This window comes from Microbacterium sp. NPDC078428, assembly GCF_044542535.1.
Classification (GTDB): domain Bacteria; phylum Actinomycetota; class Actinomycetes; order Actinomycetales; family Microbacteriaceae; genus Microbacterium; species Microbacterium limosum.
In genome coordinates this window covers 94,694-111,700 of the sequence record NZ_JBITUP010000006.1, presented here as the reverse complement: position 1 = coordinate 111,700, position 17,007 = coordinate 94,694, and the positions used below count along the sequence as shown (strand labels likewise).

Genomic DNA, 17,007 nt, shown 5'->3' with positions numbered 1-17,007 from the left:
CGCAGTCCACCCCGCACAACTGCGTCGGAGCCTCCGGGCCTCTGATGGTGGCCGCCGGCATCCGGATGGTGCGGTCGCCTACCGGCCTACCCAGCCGAGCTTCGGGATACCGTTGCCCAGCCGTCGTGATCCGGGCTCAGTCACGGAGGATCGAGTGCTGCTCACCCTTCGCCGGCGGCGTGTAGGTGCAGGTGTCACCCGCGCACAGCTGCGGCTTGCGACGCGCGAAGCGCTGCGCGAGGACGCATCCCACACAGATCCCGAAGGCCGCCTCCAGGTACAGCAGCAGGAGACACATCCCGCAGATCACCTGAGCGATGATCGCCGGCAAGCCCAGCCACCCCAGGCTGAAGCATCCCGCGAGAGACATTCCGAAACCGAGGCGCCAGGCAAGGAGCTTCGACCGCGACTCCACCCACTCCGGGCGCTGCGGGCGCGTGATCAACGCACCCAGCACGAGCGTCGGCGTGAAGGCCGTTCCGACGAACAGCCGCAGCATCATCTCGATGGCGAACGCCATGCCGAAGATCCGCATCGGCTGCAGATCCCCCGTGATCACGCTCCACAGCCACGCCGAGAACCCACCCAGAAACAGGATCCCCGCCGATGCCCGCACCGTGCGTTCGTTCACGACCGGGACATCGAGCCCCTCGACCCACCGACCGACGACAGGCGGTTCCTTCACCGACTGAGATGAGTGCATATGCTCTATAATACCCCTGGGGGTATTACGCCCATTGAATCCGATCCGATGAAAGGCGCAGGAGATGTGTGCTCGTGTGACGTGTGGGCAGTGCGGCAAAGCAACGTGGGAAGGTTGCGGTCAGCATGTGGAAGAGGCACTCTACGGAGTCCCGGCTGATCAGCGGTGCGGGGGTCACCCTTATGCCGCGGCGTAGCCTGCGAGCCGTCGCGCTCGGCGCGGCCCTCGCTCTCTCCGTCGTGATGAGCGGCTGCGCAGCCACGGCGCCTGGCTCCATAGTCATCGGCGACGACACGGTCGTCGTCGATGTGCGCACACCCGCGGAGTACGCCGGCGGGCATCTTGACGGCGCCATCAACATCGATTTTCAATCCCCGCAGTTCGACGCGGCCATCGCGGAGCTCGATCCCGACGACGAGTACGTGGTCTACTGCCAGACCGGCAACCGATCCGCGCAGGCGGTCGCCGCGATGGAGGATGCGGGACTGGACGTGCAGGACGCGGGCGGGATCTCCGAGGCCGAACGGGCCACAGGTCTTGCCATCGTCCGGTGACGTCGGCCGGCCTCACTGTTCACGGCGCGGACCTGGAAAACCGGAACGACCATTCCGCGTCATTCCGCCGCTGCGGGGGCCTCGCGGGAGAGGGGAGGGGCCGTGGACTCCCGCACCTTGAGGCTCGTCGCCAGCTGCAGATGCGGTGACGACGAGCGGGCCGTGCCGTTCGCGTGCGCCTCCAGGATCATCGTCACGGCCATCCGGCCCATGTCGACGAGCGGCTGACGAACCGAGGTCAGCTTCGGCGTCGACCATGACGCCTGGGGGGTGTCATCGAAGCCGGTGACCGACAGATCCCGCGGGATATGGAGGGCGAGGTCGCGCGCGGCGTCGAGGACACCGATGGCCAGTTCGTCGTTGGCGGCGACGATCGCCGTCGGCCGGTCGTCGAGCGCGAGCAGCTCCCGGGCCGCCGTCTCGCCCCCCGCCACCGTGAAGTCGGTGACCCGCTCGATGGCGGGATCGAGTGGCACCCCCGCCGATTGGAGAGCGGCCCGATAGCCGTGAAGGCGCTCGATGGAGGGTTCGGAATGCACCGGTCCGCCAATCCATCCGATCCGCCGGTGTCCGAGCCCCAGCAGGTGCTCCGTCGCCGACCGCGCCCCCGTCCAGTTCGTCGCGCCGACGTTCATCCACTTCGCGGGGTGCTGCGCCTCCGACGGGTCGACCACGGCGATCGGCACGCCCGCCTCTAGGTACCGGGAGCGGAGCCCGCGCGTGCCGAACGTCACCGCGATGATGCCGGCACAGCCCTCGGGCAGCTCGTCGCCCGAATCGGCCGCCGACGAACCGGGTGACGAGGGCGCGGTGAACCGCAGCACGGTCTCCGCGCCCTGGGCGGCCGCGGCATCCACGATCCCGTGCAGCACGCTCGCGGAGTACATCGTGTCGATGCCGGCCAGAAGGGCCAGGATGACGGGGCGCTGCGGGCTCTCCCGCCGCTCCGCCGGACTCTGGTACCCCGTGTCGGAGATGATCTTCAGCACACGATCCCGGGTTTCGGCCGAGATGTCCGAGCGCCCGTTGAGGGCCTTCGAGGCGGTCGCGACGGAGACACCCGCCTGCGCGGCGATGTCAGCGAGGGTGGGTCGCGCCGCCATGAGTCTCCTAACGAAATAGTTTCGTCAGCCTACCGCTGGGATCCAGCCCGACGCAACAGGGAGTTGCTCAACACTTTCCGGCTTGATAGCGTAAGCCCAGGTCAAAGATTTCGAAACTATTTCGTTGACCGAACACACGCATTTTGCGCCAAAAGAACAGAAAGGGCATGCAGATGCCACGTACAAGGATGTACTCCTTCGCTCTCGCCGCGGTCGCCGTGGGCGCGCTCACCGCGGGATGCGCCAGCGGGTCGGGCGATTCCTCGAGTGTCGAGCTGGAGATCTGGAACCCGGAGACCGACGACGCATCGATCGCCGTCTTCCAGTCGATGGTCGACGCGTACGAGGAGCAGAACCCCGGCGTCACCGTCAACCTGGTCAACATCCCGTGGTCCGACATCTTCACGAAGTGGCAGACCGCGCTGCAGTCGGGCAACGCGCCCGACGCGACGATCGGCTCGGCCGCGTTCGCGACCTCGTTCCAGGAGCAGGGCGTGCTCGAGCCGCTGGATGACGTCGTCGAGCAGATCGGCGGGGAAGAGGCCTGGTCCGACACCGCCGACTCCCTGGTCGAGATGAGCAAGGCCGACGGCAGCTACTTCGCGCTTCCGTACACGAACAACGCCGTCCTCCTCTGGTACAACAAGGCGATGTTCGAGAGCGAGGGCCTCACGCCCCCGACCACCTGGGACGAGCTTCGCGACGCCGCCGAGACGCTCACCCACGACGACCAGTACGGCATCCTCGTGCCCTCCTCCACGAGCATGGTCACCTCGCAGAGCCTGTACAGCCTGATCCTCTCCAACGGCGGCGACGTGGTCGACCGCGACAACCCCGACGAGATCATCTTCGACGACCCCGCGTCGGTCGAGGCCATCGAGTTCTACAGCTCGCTGGCGCAGTACTCCCCTCCCGGATCGGGCGGGTACGACCGTCCCGAGGCGCAGGCGGCGATGACGACGGGCAAGCTCGGCATGTTCATCTACGGCAGCTGGATGCAGGCTGCGCTGGATGCCGCGGGCCCCGATGTCGCGTCGCAGTTCGCCGCCGTGCCGGTGCCGTCCGAGAACGGCGAAGGAGGCGCCTTCATGGGAGGCCTGAGCCTGTTCGCCTTCACCGGGTCGGAGCACCCCGAGGAGACGAAGGACCTGCTCGCGTTCATGCTCGAGCCGGAGAACTACGAGCCCTACGTGCTGCTGAACCCCGTGCAGTCCATCCCCGTGCTCACCGAGGTGCAGCAGAGCGAGAGCTACCTGACGAACGAGAAGGTGATCGCCCAGGCCGAGGTGATCGACGCGGTCAAGACCACCCTCCCCTACTCGTGGTTCTTCGGTCTGCCGAACCCGCACGCCGGTGAGTGGGAAGGCCTGAACCTGATCGCTCAGGCGGCTTCCGCCGTGATCGAGCAGGGACGGAGCGCCCAGGAGGCCGCGATCGAGGTCGCCGACGAGATGCGCGCTTCGCTCGACTGACCGGTTCGCTCGACTGACCGGTTCCGCTAGCAGCGACGAGGGGCGGGCTGCGGCCCGCCCCTCACGAATGGAAACCTCCATGACTCACACCTCCACCGTCATCGCGCGCTCCCGGCGCAGCGATCCGTCGCTCGGGAAGCCCCGCCGCTCGCCGGCCCGGCGCCGCGAGATGCTCTTCAGCATCCTTCTGCTGCTTCCGGCGGCATCGGTCATCGTCCTTCTGATGGGCGTGCCGCTCCTCTCGGTCGTGGCCGACAGCTTCACCGACCGCTCCTTCATCCGGCCGGTCGCCGAGTTCGTCGGCCTGGAGAACTACGCGGATCTGCTGACGGACGGGTCCTTCTGGGACACCTTCGGACGCAGCCTGCTGTGGACGGCCACGTCGGTGCTCCTGCAGATCGTGCTGGGTCTGCTGTTCGCGATGCTCCTGAACCGCCGGTTCCGCGGCCGCGGCTTCATGCGCGCGATCTTCCTGCTGCCGTGGGTCACGCCCGTCGTGGTGGTCGCCCTCATCTGGAAGTGGATGCTGAACGACCTCTACGGGGTCGTCAACGGCATGCTCGCCGCGATCAATCCGGCCTGGGGCGACACGGCATGGTTCTCCGACGAGTCGCTCGCCCTGTGGACCGTCATCGGCGTCAACGTCTGGCGAGGCGTGCCGTTCACGATGATCATCTTCCTCGCGGGGCTGCAGAGCGTGCCGAAGGAGCTCATTGAGGCGGTCGCGGTGGACGGAGCGGGGCGCGTGCGCACCTTCCTCACGGTCACGCTTCCCCACCTGCGGGGAATCCTGCTGACCGTCGCGCTGATCTTCACGATGTTCAACTTCAACAACTTCGACCTCGTGTACCTGTCGACGCGTGGCGGCCCGGCCGAGCGCACCATGATCCTGCCCGTGAAGACCTACGAGGTCGCGTTCAAGGGCCTCCAGGTCGGCGAGGCCGGCGCCTGGGCGGTGCTGATGCTCATCACCATCGCGATCATCGCGGGTATCTACTTCGCCTACATCCGCCGCACCCGGAAGGAGTCATGATGTCGGTTGTCCTCCGGCGGGCCGCGCTGGCCGTCGCGCTCGTGGCCGCGACCCTGTACGTCGCGTTCCCGTTCTACTGGCTCTTCATCTCCTCCATCACCGACCCGGCGCTGCTGTTCACGGGCGACCTGTTCCCCGCGGCCTTCAGCTTCGACAGCTACGTCGACCTGTTCGCGACGTCGCCGATCCTCACGTGGGTGGGCAACAGCATCCTCGTCGCCGTGATCGTGACGGCCCTCACCGTCGTCGTCTCGGTGCTGGGGGCGTACAGCCTGGCCTTCTTCGACTCGCCGCTCTCCCGTACGGCGGGCAACCTCATCCTCTTCACCTACATGTTCCCCGGTGTCGTGGTGGTCGTGCCGGCCTACCAGCTGCTCAGTCGACTGGGCCTGGTCGACAACATGGTGGGTCTCGTGCTCGTCGAGCTGGTGCTGACGGTCCCGTTCTGCATCTGGATGCTGCGCAGCTTCTTCGTCGAGATCCCGATCGAGCTGCTGGAGGCCGGAAGGATCGACGGCGCGTCCCGCATGCGGGTGCTGTGGAGCCTCCTGCTGCCGGTGGCGCGCCCCGGGGTCATCGCGATCGCCGTGTTCGCCTTCATCTTCTCGTGGAACGAGTACCTCTTCCCGCTCGTGCTGGTCAACTCCGACGCGAGCAAGACGCTGCCGCTGGGCATCGCCGGCTACATGGGCAACCTCACCGTGGAATGGGGTCCCCTGCTCGCCTCGGGCGTCGTCGCGGTCGTCCCGGTGCTCGTGCTGTTCTTCTTCCTGCAGCGGTACCTCGTCGAGGGGCTCATGGCGGGGGCGGTGAAGGGATGACCATCACGCAGACGGCCACTTTCACCAACCCCGTCCTCCCGGGCTTCCACCCCGACCCGAGCATCTGCCGGGTGGGAGACGACTTCTACCTCGTCGTCAGCTCGTTCGAGTACTTCCCCGGCATCCCGCTGTTCCACAGCCGCGACCTCGTGTCGTGGACGCCGCTCGGTCACGTGCTCGACCGGCCCGAGCAGCTGGATCTCTCCCAGGCACCCGCCTCGGGCGGCGTGTTCGCGCCCACGATCCGGTGGCACCGAGGCGTGTTCTACGTCACCGCGACCAACGTGTCGGGGCGGGGCCACTTCATCGTCTCGGCCGTCGATCCCGCCGGTCCCTGGTCGGACCCGGTGTGGGTCGATCAGAACGGGATCGACCCGTCGTTGTTCTTCGAGGACGACCTCGTTTACTTCACCTCCAACGTCGAGCCCGACCCGAGCGGGCCGCATCTCGTGCAGGCCCCGTTCCGCCGCGGCATCCAGCAGTCGCTGATCGACCCGGTCTCCGGGAGCGTGCTGACCCCGCCGCGATTCGTGTGGGAGGGCTCGGGCGGCCGTTATCCCGAGGGACCGCACCTCTACCGCCGCGGAGATCACTACTACCTCGTGATCTCCGAGGGGGGAACGGAATACGGGCACCGCGTGACGGTCGGACGGTCGACGTCTCCCTGGGGCCCCTTCGAGGCATCCCCGTACGGTCCGATGGTCAGCCACGGCAGCATCGCCAGCCCGTTGCAGGCGGTGGGCCACGCCGACCTGATCGAGCTCGACGACGACGAGTGGTGGATGGTCTGCCTCGGTGTGCGGCCTCGGGGCCAGTGGCCGCGCCACGTCCTGGGGCGCGAGACGCTCCTCGCCCCCGTGAGCTGGACGGATGACGGCTGGCCCCGTGTGGGAGAGCAGAGCGAGGTCGCCGTCGCGCCGCCCCGCCCGTCCCTGCCCGTGCACGAGGTTCGCCCCGCGCCGGTGCGCGACGACTTCGACGCGGAGACGCTCCACCCGAGCTGGCAGTTCCTCCGCCGACCCGTTCCTCTCGACGTCCTGCTGTCGCGCCCCGGGTCGCTCACCCTGCCCACGGGGGCACCGTTGCGCGACAACCGCTTCCCCTCGTTCGTGGGGCGCCGTCAGCAGCACCACTACTTCGTCTCCCGGGCGCTCCTCGAGAGCGGTCCCGACGGGGCGGGCGACGAGGCAGGCCTCGTCGTGTGGATGAACGAGTCGCACTTCTTCAGCCTCGCCGTGCGCCGGGCCGGCGACGCCTCGGAGGTGGTGCTGCGGCAGGTCATCGGTCGCATCGACCTCGAGACCGTGCTCCAGGAGGTTCCGCTCGGGGCGGTTGTCCTCGAGGTGCGCGGGGACGGAGACGAGTACATCTTCTCCGCGACCGCCGCCGACGGGTCGAGGACCGAGGAGACGCCTCTGGAGGCGCGCTTCCTCAGCACCGAGTTCGCGGGAGGCTTCACCGGTGCGTTCGTCGGGCTGTTCGCGGCGTCGGCCGGATCGCCGACGGGTGTCGCATCGTTCGATTGGTTCGAGTATGAAGGTCGGGATCCTGCCTCGGGCATGACGGATCCGCGACCGGCGGGAGAGTGAGTGCGATGATTCTGGACACGTTGACGTCGGACGAAGGCATCGGCGTCGTGCTGCGCACCGAGGCCGCGCCGGTGGCGCGCTCCGTGACGCCGGTGCGCGTGGAGACCAGCGACGGGGTCTCGGTGCACCGCGGGTACGACCGGGTCGCCCCCGAGGGGCGAGGCATCGTCGGGCACGCCACCGTGCAGATGCCCGACGGGACAGTGATGTCGATCTCCGACCGGTGGATGCCGGAGGAGGACGGCTCGGGCTGCGGCGTCGTGCGCACCCACGAGATCGTCCGCGCGGGCACCTCGGGCGGGGTCCGGTGGGATCTGGAGTTCGCCTCGGGCTCGGATGCCGACAGCGACGAGTGGCGCTTCTTCATCTCCGGCAACGTGTACGGACGCAACGACACCGACGGTGACGGCGTCGACGACTATCTCGGCGGGAACACCCACGAGTTCCGCGACGACCGCAACGGACACCTCGCCGCGCTCGCCTATCTCCCCACCGCACGAATGGGACTGAGCCTCGCGCGCACGGAGGCCCCCGGGCAGGACAGCGCCATCGCGCCCGACCAGCTGACCGCGGGCGTCGTGATCGGCGAGACCGACATCGGGTCGCTGGGACTCGTCGCCGTCGAGACCGGCGGGGTCGTCCTCCGGGCCGGGTATCCGTTCCGCGAGGAGCGGACCTTCGCCCTCGACACATCGGGACGCGGCTGGTCCGGCTACCTCCCGGCGGTCGCCGGACGAACCGGTTCCGTCGGCTACGAGCTGCGGGCGATCGACGCGGACGAGCTCACCGACGCCATCTGGTCGGTGTCGCGGCGGCAGTGGGCGGTGCTCGGGACGGCGCCGACCCCCGTCCCGCTGCCGATGGAGGAGATCGAGCGGTTGCGGTTCGATCTGACGCAGCAGTACTACCGCGAGTGGAACGCGAACGAGGACGCCCGCATGCCGGCGGGGTATCTCACGCACTTCTCACCTCGCGACGGACGCACGCTCGGATCGCTCCTGGAGTACGGATTCACGGGGGCGCAGTCGCTTCTCGCGCTCGCGTCGCTGCGACGCGGGCACCGGTACGGCGTCCCGTTGTGGCGGGACAGGGCGCGACGCGTGAACGACTTCTTCGTGAACCACTGCCAGCACGAGAACGGATTCGCGGACGGACTCTACGACACCGACACGCAGCGCTTCGTGCACTGGTTCACCGGCATCCTGATGCCCTTCCAGTACTCCGACGACGAGGACCAGCTGCGCGCCTACCTCGGGACGCAGATGGTGGATGCGCTCGCCCCGGTGGCTGCGCGCCTGCGGGAACTGCCCGGCAACTACACCCGCACGATGTGCGAGGCCGTCTACGCCGTCCTCCTGGGATACGAGGAGGAGCGGCGGCACGGTGTCGCGCAGGACGAGTGGTTGCGCGCCGGCGAGCGGTTCGGAGAGTTCCTCCTGTCGACGCAGCAGGCCGACGGCTCGTGGTTCCGCGGCTATTCGCCGTCGGGGGCGCCGCTCACAGAGCCGGTGGAGTGGTTCGGGGCGAGTGCGCTCGAGCGGGGGTCGGGAACGATCTTCCCCATCCCGGTCCTGGCAGCGCTCCACCGGCTGACCGGTCGCGAGGAGTTCCGTGCCGCAGCGATGCGCGCGGCCGACTACATCGCCGCGACCTACGTCGACGAGGTGCTGTACTGCGGGGGTCTGAACGACACCGCGCAGCTCAAGTCGATCAAGATGGACTCCACGGGCGTGCTGTTCGCGATGCGCTCGCTGATCACCGCCCACCGCCTGGGCGGCGACGAGAGGCACCTCGCCGCCGCCGTGCGCGCCGCGAAGGTCGCGACGTCGTGGCTGTTCCTGTGGGACGTGCCCTTCCCCGAGGGCACGCTTCTCGCGGAGGCCGATTTCCGCACGACGGGGTGGGCGGTCTGCGACGCGATCCCGGGCGGCTCGTACATCGAGGACGTGTTCCTGGAGTTCGTCGGCGACCTGCTCGCGGTGGCCGCGGCCGGCGGCGAGGCCGACCTCGTCGACGTGGCCGAGCTCGTCCTCACGGGCATGCAGCAGGGCGTATCGACCCCGGACCGGATGCTGGGGTACGCGGCCCCGGGCATCCAGTGCGAGGGATACCTGACCTCGTACTGGCTGAGCGCCCCCGACGAGACGGCCTTCTCGGGAGCGGTCGGCAAGGTGAAGGGCGACGACAACGACACCTGCAACGGGTTCGTCAACGCCGCCGCGTGCTACGGACTGGACACGATCCGGGACATGTTCGGCACGCTCGACTTCGCCGAGATCCGCGGCCGGGTCGCAGGGGCCGCGCGGTAGGACGCCGAGGAGGTCGGGGCGGGGAGCGCCTCGCCTCGTCGGGGCCGCCGGCTCCGGCTCGTCCGGAGTCGGCTCGCGCCGGTGTCGCGAGCGCGGGGCTCGAGAGGCGCCTCGTACCGATCGCAGGGGCGTCCGTCAACGCCCCTGACGTGGCCGTCTTCTCTTGGCACGGTGGGATGCTGCGGCCCTGAACCGCGGTGCGGAGGGCGCCGCGGCATCCGCCGACGCACCGACGAGAGCGAGCCGATGTACGCAGCGATCACGTTCTTCGCAGCCCTGACCTTCGTCTTGTCCGCATTCTCGTTGCGGCTCGAGCGCATCGGGGTTCCGCCCCTCGTCCTGGCGACGGTCGCGGGCGTGGTGGTCGGGCCCGCCGTCATCGGGCTCATCGAACCGGACATCCTCGGCATCCACGAGTACGCGGTGCTGACCGAGATCAGCCGTCTCGTGCTGACGGTGTCGCTGCTCGGGGTCGCCCTGCGCCTTCCCGCCGGTTACTGGCGCGCCAACTGGCGGTGGGTGCTTGCGAGCATCGGCCTCGGGATGCTGGTGATGTTCGCCGTCTCGACGGGGGCCCTCGTGCTGCTGGGGATACCGGTCCTCTCGGCGCTGCTCGTCGCGGCCGCGATCACGCCCACCGACCCCGTCGTGACGACGCCGATCGTGACGGGCCCGCTCGCCGAGAGCCGCATCCCGGAGCGGGTGAGGTTCAACATGTCGTCGGAGAGCGGACTCAACGACGGACTGGCCTTCCTCTTCGTCATGCTGCCCGTCCTGCTGCTCACCAGGCCGGCCGGGGAGGCGTGGAGTCACTGGGCGCTCCAGGTGCTGGTGTGGGAGGTCGGTGTTCCCGTCGTAGGGGGGCTCGTCATCGGGTGGGGTGCGGGCCTGCTCATGGATCGCGCCGCCGCTCGGGGCTGGACGATGTCGTCGTCGTACCTCGGCTATGGAATCGCGCTCGCCGTCGCGATCTTCGGCGTCTTCCGGTTGCTGGACACCGACGCCATCATGGCGGTCTTCGTCGCCGGCGCCGTGTTCAGCGACCGCATAACGGACGACCTGCGCCATGACCTGGGAGCGGAGGTGGACGCGCTCGGCCGCGTCCTGGTGCTCCCGGTGTTCGCGCTGATCGGCCTCATCCTCCCGTGGCAGGAGTGGGCGGGACTCGGCGCCCTGATGCCGGTGGTCCTGCTGCTCGCACTCGTCGGCCGACGGATCGCCGGGGTGTGGGCGACGCGGCCGGTGTACCGCGTCCTGCACACCCGCTCCGAGTCCGCGTTCCTCTCCTGGTTCGGCCCCGTCGGAGTCTCCGCGCTGTTCTACGCGTCCATCGCGGCCGAGAGGACGGCGGACCCCATCGTCTTTCCCGCCGTGACCATGACCATCGCCCTGTCGGTGCTGCTGCACGGTCTTACGGCGACGCCTGCGGGGCTCTGGCTCGCGCGGCGCTCCGAGGGCGCGGCCGCCGCCGGCGGCTCGACCTCTCGCCGGAGGCCGGGGTCCCTGCGGTCCTCCAGCGGGGCGAGTCAGTGAAGTGACGCGTCGGCGTCGGTCTCGGTCCACTCGTCGAACACGACGGTGAGCCCCGCGCGGGTGGGTGCGCATACGAAGGGACCGGCGGATCCCGCGTGGGCCGCATCGAACGGCGCGACGCGCAGCAGCCGCAGCGGCTCCGCGTCGAGGCCCGCCCGCACCGTCAGGGCGTCCGCCCCGCGGCTGACCCGCACCCGCACCCGTCTGCCGAGCCACTCCGGAACGGCGCCGACCGACCAGTCCGACCAGCCGTCGGTGACGACGGCGCCGGCTCCCAGCACGCCGTCGGCGAACTCGAGCCCCGCCTTCACCCACCGCTCGGCGTCGACCCGCACGAAGACGCCGGCCTGATCGAACTGCTCCGAGAAGTCGGCCGTGAACACGACCTCCACGGCTCGCCCGACCTCGAGGGGCCGCACGAGGGCGTGCTCGGAATCGTGCACGAATCCGTACGCCGTACGCCGCCAGGCGTCGCTCCCCGGCTCCGCGACGACGGCGAGCGAGTCGCCGCGGGGCTCCGTCGCGGCCGGCGCGTGCGTCCACGCCCCCTCGCTCCAGTCGACGCGGCGCGGCATGGCTGTCTCCGGCATCCCCCGATCGTGCCATGCCGGTCCGTGCAGCCGCGAGAATCGAAGCCATGGCCCGCAATCTCTCGACCGGCGGCGAGCGCTTCGTCGCCGACCGTCACCTCGCGACGCTCTCGACGATGGGCGTCGACGGCCTCATCCACGCCGTCGCCATCGGCTTCACCTTCCGCGACGGGGTCGTGCGCATCATCACTTCCGACGGCACCCAGAAGGTGCGCAACATCGAGCGCGACCCCCGCGCGACGGTCGCGCAGGTCTCCGGCGCGCAGTGGGTGAGCATCGCGGGCCGCGCCGTGATCGAGCGCGACGCGGATGCCGTGGCCCACGCGGTCGCGCTCTACACCGAGCGTTACCGGGCCCCTCGCGCCAATCCGCGGCGCGTCGTCATCCGGCTCACCCCGGAGCGCCTGATGGCCTCCGCCGGGCTGCTGCACCCCGCCGCGTGAGACACCACATCTGCGGCGAGACGGCGTGCGGCTGCTGGTGTCTCGTCGCGGATGTGGTGTTTCGCGCATCGGAGGCGTGATTAGGCTGGGAGGACAGCCCTCCCCGAACCGAAGAAGCCCTGTGTCGCACACCGCACTCGCCACGCCTTCGTGGCGGGCGTGGACCATCTGGGGCGTCGGGGTCGCGGCCTACATGCTCGCGGTGACCAACCGCACCTCGCTCGCGGCGGTCGGGATCGACACGGCGGAGCGCTTCCAGGCGGATGCCTCGACGCTGTCGATGTTCGCGGTCCTCCAACTCGGCATCTACGGCGCGATGCAGATCCCCGTGGGCCTCCTGCTCGACCGCTACGGGGCCAGGCCGATCATGACGATCGGCATGGTGCTCATGGCGGCGGGCCAGCTCGCCATCGCGTTCGCCCCCAACGTCGGCATCGCGATCGCCGCGCGCCTGCTCCTCGGTGCGGGCGACGCCGCGGTCTTCCCCAGCGTGCTCCGCCTGATCGCGACCTGGTTCCCGGCCCAGCGGGGCCCGCTCATGGTGCAGCTGACCGGCATCCTCGGACAGCTGGGGCAGATCGTCGCGATCATCCCGCTCGCGGCGCTCCTGCACGCGACGAGCTGGTCGATCACGTTCGGCAGCGTCGCGGGCCTCGGCATCCTGTTCGCCGTGCTCGTGGCGCTGATCATCCGCAATCACCCGCCCGAACGCACCGCGGATGTCTCGGTCGACACGTCGACGGGGGCGATCACCACGGTGACCTCCTCGGTCGACACGCGCGTCGGCATCCGCGCGGCCTGGTCGCACCCGGGGACCCGGCTGGCGTTCTGGTCGCACTTCACGACACCGTTCGCGGGCACGGCGTTCATCATGCTGTGGGGGATGCCGTTCCTCACCGCCGGCGAGGGACTGGACCAGGCCGAGGCGGCGGCCCTCATGTCCACGCTCGTGCTCGTCAGCATCGTCATCGGCCCGTTCATGGGCCAGCTCTCCAGCCGGCTGCCGAATGTGCGCTCGCGGGCGCTGGTGCTGCCGACGGTCGCCGCGCAGGCGATCGCCTGGCTGTGCGTGATCGCGTGGCCGGGCCCCGCGCCGCTGTGGCTGCTGTTCGCGCTGGTCATCGCCCTGGCGCTGGGCGGCCCGGCATCGATGATCGCGTTCGACCACGCGCGCACGCACAACCCGAGCCACCGCCTCAGCACCGCCACGGGCATCACGAACTCCGGGGGATTCCTCGCGGGCCTGCTCGCGGTGTTCCTCATCGGCCTCGCGCTCGACCTGCAGGGAGCGGGGACACCGGAGACCTACTCGCTCGAGGCGTTCCGCGTCGCGTTCCTGACGCAGGTGCCGCTGTGGCTCGTCGGGGGTTTCTTCATCTCGCTGGAGCGCAAGCGCACCCGCATCCACATCGGCCTGGACCGCCCCAAGCCGCCGCGCCGCCCGCGCTGAGCGGCGCTCCCGAGACTCAGCGGCGCTGCACGAGCAGGACGGAGTCTTCGAGCTCCGCCTCTTCGCCCGAGGGGCCGGCCGCCGCGCGGGTGCGGATCTCGGCGATGCGCACCACCCACGCGCGCTCATCCAGCCCGAGGTCGGCGATCTCGCTCGCCGGGGTCGGGAACGCCTGCCGGTACTCGTGGGCGTGCTCGCGCAGACCTGCCGCCCAGGGCGGCGCGGCGGCGTGCGCGATGACGAGCAGGTGGCCGCCCGGCGCGACCCATGTCGCGGCACGACGGAGGATCGCCGCCCGCGGGAGCTCGACCATGGAGTGCAGGAAGGTGGCGGCGACGAGGTCGACGCTCCCCTCCGGGCTCCATCCGGTCAGATCGGCGGCGACGAATCGCGCCCGGTCCTCCCCGATTCCCGCGGCCCGCGCCGCGTCGGTCGCGCGCCGCGCGGCCGTCGGAGAGAGGTCCACCCCGGTCACGGACCAGCCCCGCTCGGCGAGCCAGATCGCGTCCGCGCCCTCGCCGCACCCGAGATCCAGGGCCGATCCGGGGGACAGGTTCCCCGCGACATCGACCAGGGTGCGATTGACGCGCCCCGACCAGACGGAGCCGCGCGAGGCGTAACGCTGCTCCCAGTGCGCCGCGGGGTCGGCCGCCGCGCGCTCGGTGGCGTCGAGATCCTCGGCGGGGAGTCTCTCGTCGCCGTTGTCGTCCATGCCGAGATCATGGCTCCGTGCGCGCTCGCACCGCAAACCGATGCGCAATGCTGGGGGGATGGATGCCGCTCCCCTCCTGACCGAAATGCCCGACCCGCGGTTCGTGATGTCGGGCGACGGCCTGCGCATCGCGACCTACACGTGGGGGGATGACGGGGACGAACCCGTGCTGGTGGTGCACGGCTTCTCCTCCAGCTGCCGCGACAACTGGGTGAGCACGGGGTGGGTGCGGGAGCTGCTTCGCGCGGGGTCCCGGGTGATCGGGGTGGACCAGCGGGGACACGGCGCCAGCGAGAAGCCCCACGATCCCGCGGCCTACTCGATGCCCGCCCTCATCGACGACCTCGAGGTCGTGCTCGACACCTACCTCATCGACGAAGCGCGCTACGCCGGCTACTCGCTCGGCGCCCGCGTCGGGTGGCAGCTGGCCGTCGACGCCGCGCTCCGCGTCTCGAGCGCGGTGCTGGGCGGCATCCCGGACGGCACGCCGCTCGGCCGGCTGAAGCTCGACCAGGCCCGCGCGTTCGTCGAGGACGGCACCGAGGTGACCGACCCGGTGACGCGCAACTACGTCACCCTCGCCGAGCGGGTCAGCGGAAACGACCTGCGGGCGCTCGTCGCGCTCGCCGAGGGGATGCGCCTGGGAGACTCCGATCCCGACCCCGCCGATCCCCCTCAGCAGCCCATCCTCTTCGCCACGGGCAGCGAAGACGCCATCCTCGATCGCTCACGCGGGCTGGCCGAGGCGACGCCCCGCGGGGAGTTCGTCGAGATCCCCGGCCGGCATCATTTCAACACCCCCGGTTCGCGCGACTTCCGCCGTGCCGCGGTGGAGTTCTTCCGGCGCTGAGGGCGCTCAGCGTCCCCGCCGCAGGTCGCCCGCGACCGCTCGGGCCACCCGCTCCCCCGACACGAGCGCGCCCTGGATCGAGGCGGTGTCGCGGTGATCGCCCGCCACGTACAGCCCCGGAGACAGACGGGCCGGCTTGGCGGGCCGCAGCGGCGCCGGCTGTGCGGGGAGGGCGTGGGGGATGTCGTCCCGTCGCAGCAGCCGCCACGATCCGGCGTCGCGACCCCAGATCTCCGTGAGTTGCCGCCGCACGTCGCCCTCCGCGGGCGCCGCCCGTTCCCCTCCCGGCAGCAGACACGTCGCCTGCACCAGATGCATCTCCTCGGGCGCGTAGCCGGGAGCCGTGTGCGACATGACGACCGTGTTCACGATCGGTCCCCGTCGGCGGCCGTCCACCGAGAGCGAGGCGGATGCCGAGGGTGGCTGTTCGCTCGCGAACCACCACGTCTGCAGGCCCTTCGTGGGCGCGGCGGGCAGGTCGACAAGGCCCGGCAGTGCCTCGCCGCCGACGGCGACGACGATCGCTCGCGCCTCGAGGGCGGGTGCTCCCGCGATCGCCACCTCCGTCGATCGGTCCGTGCGCCGCATGCCGGTGACGCGGGCGTCGACGCGGATGCGTGCCCCGATCGCCCGTGCGATCGCGGCGAGCTGCAGCGGCACCGCCCCGATGCCGTGCTCGGGCACCCCCGGGCGGCCGAGCACGAACGACCGCAGCAGCAGCCGGGCGAACGCGTCGGAGGTCTCCCCCGAATCGTCGGCCAGCACACCGGCCAGGAACGGTTCGAGCACCTCGGTGCGCAGGGGCGAGCGCAGGCCGAGCGCCGTCCAGGCCTCGGCGAGGGTGCGGTCGTCACCGCGGGCGACGGCCTGCGGCCGCAGCAGCACCGGAGCGAGCCAGCGGGCGAGGATCGCGGCATCCCGCGGTGTCACGAGGCCGCTCCGCAGCGTCGCGACGAGGTGCGAGGGATGACGGAGGGGGTGTGCGAGCTCGCGCACCCCGCCGGCGCAGCGCACCCGCACCGCCACGGGAAACCGGCGCACGCGCAGCGGTTCGACGTCGACCCACCGTCGCACGGCGGGGTAGGCGGGGTTCAGCACGTGGAAGCCGCGGTCGAGCAGGAAGCCGTCGACGCGGTCGGTGCGCTGGCGCCCGCCCACAGCATCCGAGGCCTCGAGCACCATCACGTCGAGCCCGTCGAGCGCGAGCCGGGTCGCGGCGCGCAGGCCCGCCAGCCCCGCGCCGATCACGATGACGTCGTGCTGCTCCACGCCACCGAGCCTAGGTGCCCGGCTCCTCGCTCGGCGCGGGGGTGCCCACCGCTCGGCGCACGAGCTCGACCAGCCGCGCCTCGGTCTCCGGCGTCATCGCCGTGAGCGCGAACGTGGTCGGCCACATCGGGCCGTCATCGAGCGCGGCGGCATCGTTGAAACCGACGGTGCAGTACCGGCTGTCGAACTTGGTGGCCGCCTGGAAGAAGCACACCACCGCGCCGTCCTTCGCATACGCGGGCATGCCGTACCAGAGCTTGGGATCCAGCTGAGGCGCGTTCATCACCACGATCGCGTGCACCCTCTCCGCGAGCGCACGCTCCTCGTCCGGCATCTCGGCGATCTTGTCCTGCACCGCCTGCGCCTGATCGGCCTTCTTCGCTCCGCCGCGCTGGGCACGCAACTCGGCGGCCCTCTCCTTCATCGCGGCGCGTTCGGCGTCGCTGAAGCCGTCCTGGGCCGATCCGTTCCCCGCCATGATTCCTCCTCGGGCGATCTCGCCCGCGCGGATGAGGTTCTCCGGCGGGTCGCGGTTCGCGCGCACCCGCACGGGTGCTCCGGGGGACGGCCTTCGCC

The 17,007-nt window shown here is 70.4% G+C and carries 16 protein-coding genes; 10 read left to right on the top strand and 6 right to left on the bottom strand.

What is annotated here, in order from left to right:
• Positions 1-136: 136 nt before the first annotated feature.
• On the bottom strand, positions 137-685 hold the full coding sequence (locus ACIGCK_RS11915) for a DUF4395 domain-containing protein (RefSeq protein ID WP_396666348.1): 549 nt from the start codon (positions 683-685) through the stop codon (positions 137-139).
• 200 nt (positions 686-885) lie between these two features.
• Between ACIGCK_RS11915 and ACIGCK_RS11910 the strand changes: the two genes are divergently transcribed.
• Entirely contained in the window at positions 886-1,257 is a 372-nt protein-coding gene (locus ACIGCK_RS11910) for a rhodanese-like domain-containing protein (RefSeq protein ID WP_396666347.1), read from the top strand.
• A 59-nt stretch (positions 1,258-1,316) separates the two neighbouring features.
• On the opposite strand, the gene ACIGCK_RS11905 is transcribed toward ACIGCK_RS11910, so the two are convergent.
• On the bottom strand, positions 1,317-2,360 hold the full coding sequence (locus ACIGCK_RS11905) for a LacI family DNA-binding transcriptional regulator (protein ID WP_396666345.1): 1,044 nt from the start codon (positions 2,358-2,360) through the stop codon (positions 1,317-1,319).
• A gap of 173 nt (positions 2,361-2,533) precedes the next feature.
• Between ACIGCK_RS11905 and ACIGCK_RS11900 the strand changes: the two genes are divergently transcribed.
• The 6 genes from ACIGCK_RS11900 to ACIGCK_RS11875 all read left to right on the top strand — a co-directional run bounded on the left by ACIGCK_RS11900 (position 2,534) and on the right by ACIGCK_RS11875 (position 11,117).
• On the top strand, positions 2,534-3,832 hold the full coding sequence (locus tag ACIGCK_RS11900) for an ABC transporter substrate-binding protein (protein WP_396666343.1): 1,299 nt from the start codon (positions 2,534-2,536) through the stop codon (positions 3,830-3,832).
• A 79-nt stretch (positions 3,833-3,911) separates the two neighbouring features.
• Positions 3,912-4,865, top strand: a complete 954-nt coding sequence (locus ACIGCK_RS11895) for a carbohydrate ABC transporter permease (protein ID WP_396666341.1) — start codon at positions 3,912-3,914, stop codon at positions 4,863-4,865.
• Positions 4,862-5,686: a carbohydrate ABC transporter permease gene (locus tag ACIGCK_RS11890; RefSeq protein ID WP_396666340.1), complete on the top strand. Its 825-nt coding sequence runs from the start codon at positions 4,862-4,864 to the stop codon at positions 5,684-5,686. The genes ACIGCK_RS11895 and ACIGCK_RS11890 overlap by 4 nt, the downstream gene beginning before the upstream one ends.
• Positions 5,683-7,275 (top strand): glycoside hydrolase family 43 protein, encoded by a 1,593-nt coding sequence (locus ACIGCK_RS11885; protein ID WP_396666339.1) that lies wholly within the window; start codon positions 5,683-5,685, stop codon positions 7,273-7,275. The genes ACIGCK_RS11890 and ACIGCK_RS11885 overlap by 4 nt, the downstream gene beginning before the upstream one ends.
• Positions 7,276-7,280: 5 nt before the next feature.
• Positions 7,281-9,584, top strand: a complete 2,304-nt coding sequence (locus ACIGCK_RS11880; protein WP_396666337.1) for a hypothetical protein — start codon at positions 7,281-7,283, stop codon at positions 9,582-9,584.
• A 246-nt stretch (positions 9,585-9,830) separates the two neighbouring features.
• On the top strand, positions 9,831-11,117 hold the full coding sequence (locus ACIGCK_RS11875; protein WP_396666336.1) for a cation:proton antiporter: 1,287 nt from the start codon (positions 9,831-9,833) through the stop codon (positions 11,115-11,117).
• Here ACIGCK_RS11875 and ACIGCK_RS11870 read toward each other — a convergent pair.
• The gene (locus ACIGCK_RS11870) at positions 11,111-11,707 is read right to left on the bottom strand and encodes a DUF1349 domain-containing protein (RefSeq protein ID WP_396666334.1); all 597 of its coding nucleotides are present in this window, start codon (positions 11,705-11,707) and stop codon (positions 11,111-11,113) included. The two genes, ACIGCK_RS11875 and ACIGCK_RS11870, sit on opposite strands and share 7 nt — an antisense overlap.
• A 47-nt stretch (positions 11,708-11,754) precedes the next feature.
• On the opposite strand from ACIGCK_RS11870, the gene ACIGCK_RS11865 reads away from it, so the two are divergent.
• Entirely contained in the window at positions 11,755-12,150 is a 396-nt protein-coding gene (locus ACIGCK_RS11865; protein WP_396666333.1) for a TIGR03618 family F420-dependent PPOX class oxidoreductase, read from the top strand.
• Between the two features lie 193 nt (positions 12,151-12,343).
• On the top strand, positions 12,344-13,600 hold the full coding sequence (locus ACIGCK_RS11860) for an MFS transporter (RefSeq protein WP_330172063.1): 1,257 nt from the start codon (positions 12,344-12,346) through the stop codon (positions 13,598-13,600).
• Positions 13,601-13,616: 16 nt separating this feature from the next.
• Here the strand turns inward: ACIGCK_RS11860 and ACIGCK_RS11855 are convergent, their stop codons facing one another.
• A complete protein-coding gene (locus ACIGCK_RS11855) occupies positions 13,617-14,312 on the bottom strand; it encodes a class I SAM-dependent methyltransferase (protein WP_396666331.1) in 696 nt (231 codons plus the stop codon).
• A 58-nt stretch (positions 14,313-14,370) separates the two neighbouring features.
• Here ACIGCK_RS11855 and ACIGCK_RS11850 point away from each other — a divergent pair, with 58 nt between their 5' ends.
• Complete coding sequence (locus ACIGCK_RS11850; protein WP_396666329.1) at positions 14,371-15,162, top strand: alpha/beta fold hydrolase; 792 nt, start codon at positions 14,371-14,373, stop codon at positions 15,160-15,162.
• Between the two features lie 6 nt (positions 15,163-15,168).
• Here ACIGCK_RS11850 and ACIGCK_RS11845 read toward each other — a convergent pair whose 3' ends face one another.
• Together ACIGCK_RS11845 and ACIGCK_RS11840 are read right to left on the bottom strand one after the other, a co-directional pair.
• Complete coding sequence (locus ACIGCK_RS11845; RefSeq protein ID WP_396666327.1) at positions 15,169-16,431, bottom strand: NAD(P)/FAD-dependent oxidoreductase; 1,263 nt, start codon at positions 16,429-16,431, stop codon at positions 15,169-15,171.
• Between the two features lie 10 nt (positions 16,432-16,441).
• A complete protein-coding gene (locus ACIGCK_RS11840; protein WP_396666326.1) occupies positions 16,442-16,975 on the bottom strand; it encodes an iron chaperone in 534 nt (177 codons plus the stop codon).
• Positions 16,976-17,007 lie beyond the last annotated feature (32 nt).

What these genes read in the sequence shown, in the direction of transcription:
- ACIGCK_RS11910 (WP_396666347.1), top strand. Translation starts at nt 886, where the DNA reads ATGCCGCGGCGTAGCCTGCGAGCCGTCGCGCTCGGCGCGGCCCTCGCT.
- ACIGCK_RS11905 (WP_396666345.1), bottom strand. Translation starts at nt 2,360, where the DNA reads ATGGCGGCGCGACCCACCCTCGCTGACATCGCCGCGCAGGCGGGTGTC.
- ACIGCK_RS11900 (WP_396666343.1), top strand. Translation starts at nt 2,534, where the DNA reads ATGCCACGTACAAGGATGTACTCCTTCGCTCTCGCCGCGGTCGCCGTG.
- ACIGCK_RS11895 (WP_396666341.1), top strand. Translation starts at nt 3,912, where the DNA reads ATGACTCACACCTCCACCGTCATCGCGCGCTCCCGGCGCAGCGATCCG.
- ACIGCK_RS11890 (WP_396666340.1), top strand. Translation starts at nt 4,862, where the DNA reads ATGATGTCGGTTGTCCTCCGGCGGGCCGCGCTGGCCGTCGCGCTCGTG.
- ACIGCK_RS11885 (WP_396666339.1), top strand. Translation starts at nt 5,683, where the DNA reads ATGACCATCACGCAGACGGCCACTTTCACCAACCCCGTCCTCCCGGGC.
- ACIGCK_RS11880 (WP_396666337.1), top strand. Translation starts at nt 7,281, where the DNA reads ATGATTCTGGACACGTTGACGTCGGACGAAGGCATCGGCGTCGTGCTG.
- ACIGCK_RS11875 (WP_396666336.1), top strand. Translation starts at nt 9,831, where the DNA reads ATGTACGCAGCGATCACGTTCTTCGCAGCCCTGACCTTCGTCTTGTCC.
- ACIGCK_RS11870 (WP_396666334.1), bottom strand. Translation starts at nt 11,707, where the DNA reads ATGCCGGAGACAGCCATGCCGCGCCGCGTCGACTGGAGCGAGGGGGCG.
- ACIGCK_RS11865 (WP_396666333.1), top strand. Translation starts at nt 11,755, where the DNA reads ATGGCCCGCAATCTCTCGACCGGCGGCGAGCGCTTCGTCGCCGACCGT.
- ACIGCK_RS11860 (WP_330172063.1), top strand. Translation starts at nt 12,344, where the DNA reads ATGCTCGCGGTGACCAACCGCACCTCGCTCGCGGCGGTCGGGATCGAC.
- ACIGCK_RS11855 (WP_396666331.1), bottom strand. Translation starts at nt 14,312, where the DNA reads ATGGACGACAACGGCGACGAGAGACTCCCCGCCGAGGATCTCGACGCC.
- ACIGCK_RS11850 (WP_396666329.1), top strand. Translation starts at nt 14,371, where the DNA reads ATGGATGCCGCTCCCCTCCTGACCGAAATGCCCGACCCGCGGTTCGTG.